6 protein-coding genes and 1 pseudogene are annotated in these 7,137 nt (G+C 52.9%); 6 read left to right on the forward strand and 1 reads right to left on the reverse strand.

All coding sequences use genetic code 11. The features are described 5' to 3' along the window. Positions 1-8: 8 nt before the first annotated feature. Positions 9-1,205 (reverse strand): glycine C-acetyltransferase, encoded by a 1,197-nt coding sequence (kbl, locus tag L977_RS09415; RefSeq protein ID WP_047625636.1) that lies wholly within the window; start codon positions 1,203-1,205, stop codon positions 9-11. A gap of 215 nt (positions 1,206-1,420) precedes the next feature. Between kbl and rfaD the strand changes: the two genes are divergently transcribed. The 6 genes and pseudogenes from rfaD to L977_RS09445 form a co-directional block, all read left to right on the forward strand. After that, positions 1,421-2,353 (forward strand): ADP-glyceromanno-heptose 6-epimerase, encoded by a 933-nt coding sequence (gene rfaD, locus L977_RS09420; protein ID WP_014881999.1) that lies wholly within the window; start codon positions 1,421-1,423, stop codon positions 2,351-2,353. Positions 2,354-2,355: 2 nt separating this feature from the next. Then, a complete protein-coding gene (rfaF, locus tag L977_RS09425) occupies positions 2,356-3,402 on the forward strand; it encodes an ADP-heptose--LPS heptosyltransferase RfaF (protein WP_014881998.1) in 1,047 nt (348 codons plus the stop codon). 3 nt (positions 3,403-3,405) lie between these two features. Next, the gene (rfaC, locus tag L977_RS09430; RefSeq protein ID WP_047625637.1) at positions 3,406-4,389 is read left to right on the forward strand and encodes a lipopolysaccharide heptosyltransferase RfaC; all 984 of its coding nucleotides are present in this window, start codon (positions 3,406-3,408) and stop codon (positions 4,387-4,389) included. A 3-nt stretch (positions 4,390-4,392) separates the two neighbouring features. Beyond that, positions 4,393-5,502 carry a glycosyltransferase family 9 protein gene (locus tag L977_RS09435; protein WP_032635321.1) on the forward strand — a complete coding sequence of 370 codons (1,110 nt, stop codon included), beginning with the start codon at positions 4,393-4,395 and terminating at the stop codon, positions 5,500-5,502. A 5-nt stretch (positions 5,503-5,507) separates the two neighbouring features. Next, on the forward strand, positions 5,508-6,416 hold the full coding sequence (locus L977_RS09440; protein ID WP_032635320.1) for a glycosyltransferase family 2 protein: 909 nt from the start codon (positions 5,508-5,510) through the stop codon (positions 6,414-6,416). Then, a pseudogene (locus L977_RS09445) lies at positions 6,404-7,137 on the forward strand (O-antigen ligase family protein); the annotation flags it as partial. The gene L977_RS09440 and the pseudogene L977_RS09445, both read left to right, overlap by 13 nt.

Consider the following 7,137-nt stretch of genomic DNA (forward strand, 5'->3'; position numbering starts at 1 on the left):
ACACGTCCTCAGGCAATTACGCCCAGCTGTTTGCCGATGCGGGTAAAGGCTTCCACCGCACGTTCAATTTGTTCAGGCGAATGCGCCGCAGACATCTGGGTGCGGATACGCGCCTGGCCTTTTGGTACCACCGGGAAGAAGAACCCGGTGACGTAAATCCCTTCTTTCTGCAGTTCACGAGCAAATTGCTGCGCCACGACCGCATCACCCAGCATCACCGGGATAATCGCGTGGTCGGCACCGGCCAGGGTGAAACCTGCGGCGCTCATTTTTTCACGGAACAGACGGGCGTTCGACCACAGGCGATCGCGCAGCTCAGCGCCGGACTCCACCATCTCCAGTACCTTGATGGAGGCGGCAACAATGGCCGGCGCCAGGGAGTTGGAGAACAGATACGGGCGGGAGCGCTGACGCAGCCATTCAACCACCTCTTTACGCGCGGCGGTATAACCACCGGACGCGCCGCCGAGCGCTTTGCCCAACGTACCGGTGATGATATCCACGCGGCCCATCACGTCACAATATTCGTGGGAACCGCGGCCATTTTCGCCCACAAAACCGACCGCGTGAGAGTCATCGACCATGACCAGCGCGTCGTATTTATCCGCCAGGTCACAGACACCTTTCAGGTTAGCGATCACACCGTCCATGGAGAACACGCCGTCGGTGGCGATCAGCACGTGGCGAGCACCCGCTTCACGGGCCTCTTTCAGGCGCGCTTCCAGTTCAACCATGTCGTTGCTAGCGTAGCGGAAACGCTTCGCTTTACACAGGCGTACGCCGTCGATGATGGAGGCGTGGTTCAGGGCGTCGGAGATAATCGCATCTTCTGCGCCAAGCAGGGTCTCAAACAGACCGCCGTTGGCGTCGAAGCAGGAGGAGTAGAGAATCGCGTCTTCCATTCCAAGGAAGCTCGCCAGCTTTTGCTCAAGCTGCTTGTGGCTGTCCTGGGTACCGCAAATAAAGCGTACGGAGGCCATACCGAAACCGTGAGTATCCATGCCGTTTTTCGCTGCGGCAATCAGCTCAGGGTGATTCGCAAGACCTAAGTAGTTGTTCGCACAAAAGTTGATCACGTGGCTGCCGTCGGCAACGGTGATGTCCGCCTGCTGAGCAGACGTGATAATACGCTCTTCCTTGAACAACCCTTCCGCACGTGCGGTGTCGAGGTCGCTGTTTAACTGTTTGTAAAAATCACCACGCATTGCAATTCTCCAGACTCGGCAAATTTCGGGACATATTACCCAAACCTATAGTTCATGACGAGATGACGCAGTATCTCTTGTCGTTTTTGCAGCATAAATCACGTGTACCCCTACCGCATATCGGTGAATGGCTGAAGACAGGGCATTGTGATGATATGATAGAAACATTAGCGTTCGGGATTGTCCCCGGACTCCACACTTCAAAGGTTACCGTTATGATCATCGTTACCGGCGGCGCAGGCTTTATCGGCAGCAATATTGTTAAGGCTCTCAATGACAAAGGCATCACCGACATCCTGGTGGTGGACAACCTGAAAGATGGCACCAAGTTCGTTAACCTGGTGGATCTGAACATCGCTGACTACATGGATAAAGAAGACTTCCTTATCCAGATTATGGCAGGTGAAGAGTTTGGCGAGATTGAAGCCATTTTCCACGAAGGTGCGTGCTCATCCACCACCGAGTGGGACGGCAAGTACATGATGGACAACAACTATCAGTACTCCAAAGAGATCCTCCACTACTGCCTGGAGCGTGAAATTCCGTTCCTGTACGCCTCTTCTGCTGCCACCTACGGCGGGCGTACCTCAGACTTCATCGAATCCCGCGAATACGAGCAACCGCTGAACGTCTACGGCTACTCCAAATTCCTGTTCGACGAATACGTGCGTCAGATTCTGCCAGAAGCGAACTCCCAGATTGTCGGCTTCCGTTACTTCAACGTCTACGGGCCGCGCGAAGGGCACAAAGGCAGCATGGCGAGCGTGGCATTCCACCTGAATACCCAGCTGAATAATGGCGAAAGCCCGAAACTGTTCGAAGGCAGCGACGGCTTTAAGCGCGACTTCGTCTACGTGGGCGATGTGGCTGCAGTCAACCTGTGGTTCTGGGAAAACGGTGTGTCCGGCATCTTCAACCTGGGGACTGGCCGCGCGGAATCCTTCCAGGCAGTGGCAGACGCGACGCTGGCGTACCACAAAAAGGGCAGTATTGAGTACATTCCGTTCCCGGATAAGCTGAAAGGCCGCTACCAGGCGTTCACCCAGGCAGACCTGACTAACCTGCGTAAAGCTGGCTACGACAAGCCGTTCAAGACCGTTGCCGAAGGCGTAACGGAATATATGGCCTGGCTGAACCGCGACGCGTAAGTATGAGAATTCTGGTGATCGGCCCGTCATGGGTGGGCGACATGATGATGTCGCAAAGTCTCTATCGCACGCTCAAGGCGCGCTATCCCCAGGCGATAATCGACGTGATGGCACCCGCGTGGTGCCGTCCGCTGTTATCGCGTATGCCGGAAGTGAACGAGGCGATCCCGATGCCGCTCGGCCACGGTGCGCTGGAAATCGGCGAACGCCGCAAGCTCGGCCATAGCCTGCGCGAGAAGCGCTACGATCGCGCGTATGTCCTGCCGAACTCTTTCAAATCTGCCTTAGTGCCCTTCTTTGCGGGTATTCCGCACCGTACCGGCTGGCGCGGTGAAATGCGCTACGGCCTGCTGAACGACGCGCGGGTGCTGGACAAAGAGGCCTGGCCGCTAATGGTGGAGCGCTACGTGGCGCTGGCCTACGACAAAGGCGTGATGCGCAGTGCGAAAGATCTGCCGCAGCCGCTGCTCTGGCCGCAGCTTCAGGTTAATGACGGCGAGAAATCCCAGACCTGCAACGCGTTTGGTCTTTCGTCTGAACGCCCGATGATTGGCTTCTGCCCTGGTGCGGAGTTCGGTCCGGCAAAACGCTGGCCGCACTACCACTATGCGGAGCTGGCAAAACAGCTGATCGACGAAGGCTATCAGATTGTGCTGTTTGGCTCGGCAAAAGACCACGAAGCAGGCAATGAAATTCTCGCCACGCTCAGCACAGAGCAGCAGGCCTGGTGCCGAAACTTGGCCGGGGAAACGCAGCTCGAACAAGCTGTTATTCTGATCGCCGCCTGTAAAGCCGTGGTGACCAATGATTCCGGCCTGATGCACGTCGCTGCCGCGCTGGACCGCCCGCTGGTCGCGCTGTATGGTCCAAGCAGCCCGGACTTCACGCCGCCACTGTCGCACAAAGCGCGCGTCATTCGCCTGATTACCGGCTACCACAAGGTGCGCAAAGGCGATGCCGCAGAAGGCTATCACCAGAGCCTGATCGACATCACGCCGCAGCGTGTTCTCGAAGAACTCAACGAACTGCTGTTGAGCGAAGAAGGGTAACGGATGCGGGTATTGATCGTTAAAACCTCCTCTATGGGTGATGTTCTGCATACGCTGCCTGCGCTGACGGACGCGATGCAGGCCATTCCGGGCATCCGTTTTGACTGGGTGGTGGAAGAAGGCTTCGCGCAGATCCCTACCTGGCATGAAGCAGTAGACCGCGTGATCCCGGTGGCCATTCGCCGCTGGCGCAAAGCATGGTTCTCCACACCGATTAAAGCCGAGCGCACCGCCTTCCGCGAAGCGGTTCAGGCGCAGCGTTACGACGCGATCATCGACGCGCAGGGGCTGGTGAAAAGCGCCGCGCTGGTGACGCGTCTGGCACACGGCGTAAAGCACGGCATGGACTGGCACTCCGCCCGCGAGCCGCTAGCGAGCCTGTTCTATAACCGTCGCCACCGTATTGCAAAACAACAGCACGCGGTAGAGCGTACCCGTGAACTGTTTGCAAAGAGTCTTGGCTATGTAAAACCGGAATCCCGGGGCGACTACGCCATTGCGCAGCACTTTTTGCGCAATACAGACCCCTGTACTCAGCCTTATCTTGTCTTCCTCCATGCCACAACGCGCGACGATAAACACTGGCCGGAAACGCACTGGCGAAGACTGATTGAACTAATGCAACCTACCGGGATCCATATTAAACTGCCCTGGGGCGCTGAACATGAGCGACAGCGTGCAGAACGTCTGGCCTCCGGTTTTTCGCACGTTGAGGTATTGCCCAGACTCACGCTGGCGCAGGTGGCCGCAGAACTGGCGGGGGCGAATGCCGTCGTTTCCGTGGATACAGGATTAAGCCATTTAACCGCAGCGCTGGATCGCCCGAATATTACGATATTCGGCCCGACCGATCCGGGTCTGATTGGGGGCTACGGTAAAAACCAGCACCAGATGGTCAGCCCAACGCAACACACGAAGGATATTAGCGCAGATGCTATTTTTTCATTTTTACAGGGCAGCCATCGGCTTTCTGACAGGGATATTTAACCCATGAGTTATGTATTTCTGCTGATTTTACTCTTTCCGGTGAAACTCATCCGAAAGCTGTTTCGCAAAGACACAGGTAAAAACCTGGTTATTCAAACAGCAAAAATCGGCGATTTTGTTAATGCAACGCCCCTTCTGGCATACCTGCAAAAAAGCGACGTACTTATTAGTCGCAGCGTAGGTGCACTGGCGAAGCATGATGAGACGATCGACGAGATTTTTTTCATCGAACAGCATAAGCGTAACCTGTGGCGAAAGCTCTGCTTTGCCTGCCGGATCATGAACCGCTATGACAATGTGTATCTTCTGCAGCCTAACAGCGTAAATCTTTTTTTTGCCTCCGTTTGTAACGCCAAAAACAAACAGTTCTTAAGCACATACACACGCAGGTGGTATCACGGAATTTTCTATGCAACGGCAGACGGTACCGTTGAACACGGCAAAAAGACATTGTCGGTGACGAACTATCTCAAGCTTGCCGACCGCACGCTGACCTGGAAAGACTCACCAAAGCACGCCACCAGACCACTTTTTAAACCCGCGACATATCCGGCAATCCTTGATAAACCCGGCGTGATCCGCATTGGCATCAGTATTGCCGCAGGAAATAAAGCGAAAACCGTCCCGCCGGGCATCTGGAAGCGGATTGCCGATCATCTCGCCGACCTGCCCTGCGAGTTTTATGTGTTTGGCGCCCCGAACGAACAATCGTGGATGGATGATATCATCCGCGCGTATGGCGAATTGCCCAACTTCATTAATCTGATTGGCAAAATCTCGCTTGAAGAACTCCCGTGGGCCATTTCTAAAATGGATTGTTATATCGCGTCCGACTCAGGAAATGTCTACGTTGCCGATGCGGTGGACGTGCCGGTAATCTTACTGTTTGGACCTTGTTGCCACTATGAACAGCGTCCGCTTGGCAACGTACTGCTGGTTGGGAATGATGACAATATTTGCTCGTATGTTTTTGAGACTCGCTATTACTTCTCACAAAGCCGGGAAGAACTCTTCTCTGTAACAGATGAATCGCTGGACAACATTAGACATTTCATTTGCGCGTTACCAACGGCTAACGCGGCCGCATATACCGTTGATGCCCAGGGAAACTAATTGTTATGGCTTTTCTAAGCATCATTATTGCCGCACATAACGCCCAGGACACGCTTGACGCAACGCTACAAAGCCTGCAAAACGCGATTGATAATGCGGGCGATGATGTAGAAATCATTATCTTTAATGACAGTTCCAATGATTCCACACAGGATATTATTGAGACGTGGTTGCCAAAGCTTCCGAATGCGCAATCCCGATACGTTGAGTACCGTAACGTCGGTCATGTTCGAAACAGCGCACTCTCTCTGGCGTCAGGTGAGTACATTACCATGCTGGATAGCGATGACCGATTGAAACCGGGCAGCATCCGGGACGCCGTGGCATTTCTGCAAGCACAGCGGCCTGATATGCTCCTGACGCGCCTGCTGGAAATACGCGATACGCAAAAAATCACCGCTGACTGGCATGGGTTCTCTCCCGTTGCTTTATCACAACACGAGGCAATAACGCGTTTCCTGCAGCATAAAGACTTTCAGGCGCACCTCATCGGGCAATTCGTTCATCGGAAGCTGTACGAAAGCAACCCGATCCCTTCAATGGTCTGTTATGAAGATTTCGCCGTGTTTCCCGGCATGCTGATGCAATCGAGTAAAATAGTCTTCCAGCGGAAGGGGCACTATTATTACATCAAACGTAACGATAGTTTATCGAGCCGTCTTGACGCCAGTAAAATCGCTACGCTTGTTGAATGCACATTACAGATGGAAAAGATATTCCCGCAATCATTCAGGCATCTCATTAATTGCCACTGGTTTGATATTTACAGTAACCATCGACAATATCTGACCGACGCGCAACTCAAACTGGTTATGCAACGAGTAAAAGCACTTTATTCGTTCTCTTTTTTCTTCTCCAGCGATGTTCGTTTCAGCTACAAAAAAAGGGTTATTGAGGCATTATGGAAAAAGTAAAACTGCGGCTCTATCAACTGACGCTTATTTTGAGCCTCATTTCGCTTGCGCTGGCGTTACTGAGCTCAGGGAAACAGCGTGAATTCTTCTATATTGCGGTTTATGCCAGCATTATCGGCCTGGCGTGCGAATATAAAAAAATCACCCTTCGTCCCTTTTCGATTGCGCTACCCATTTTGCTGATTGGGTTGCTCAATCTTGTCTGGTATATGGCCTATGAATATCATAACGAAGGCTTGAACGCTTATAGCGATTACCTTGGCGCCAGCAAGAAATTGATTTTGGCGAGTATTCTCGTTTTCTATCTTGACCGGTTCAAATCTTATATTGATAAAACAGCCTTCCTGAAATATTTCTTGTATGCCTCTGGTGCAGGATTTGTCCTTGCTACTGGTTATGGCTTATGGCAAGCGTCACAGGGTATGGAACGTGTTGAGATGGCCATCAATCGTCCAACCGTGTCGGCCTATGTTTACTCCGTACTGTCACTGGCGTTTGTATACAGCCTTTATCTTCAGAAAAACAGAAAGCTGTATGTGGCCGCAGGGCTCACCATCTTGATATCTTATTTCGTCATACTTTTGACGGCTACGCGCGCCGCAATGGGATTATATTTGCTCCTGGCGATTGTCCTTACACTCTACCACTTCAGAAGAATCCATCTGAAATCAACGCTGATTTTCTTATGTATTGTGGCAGGTATAGTGGTTGTGAGTTACAA

The organism is Enterobacter sp. ZOR0014, assembly GCF_000798855.1.
GTDB lineage: Bacteria > Pseudomonadota > Gammaproteobacteria > Enterobacterales > Enterobacteriaceae > Enterobacter > Enterobacter kobei.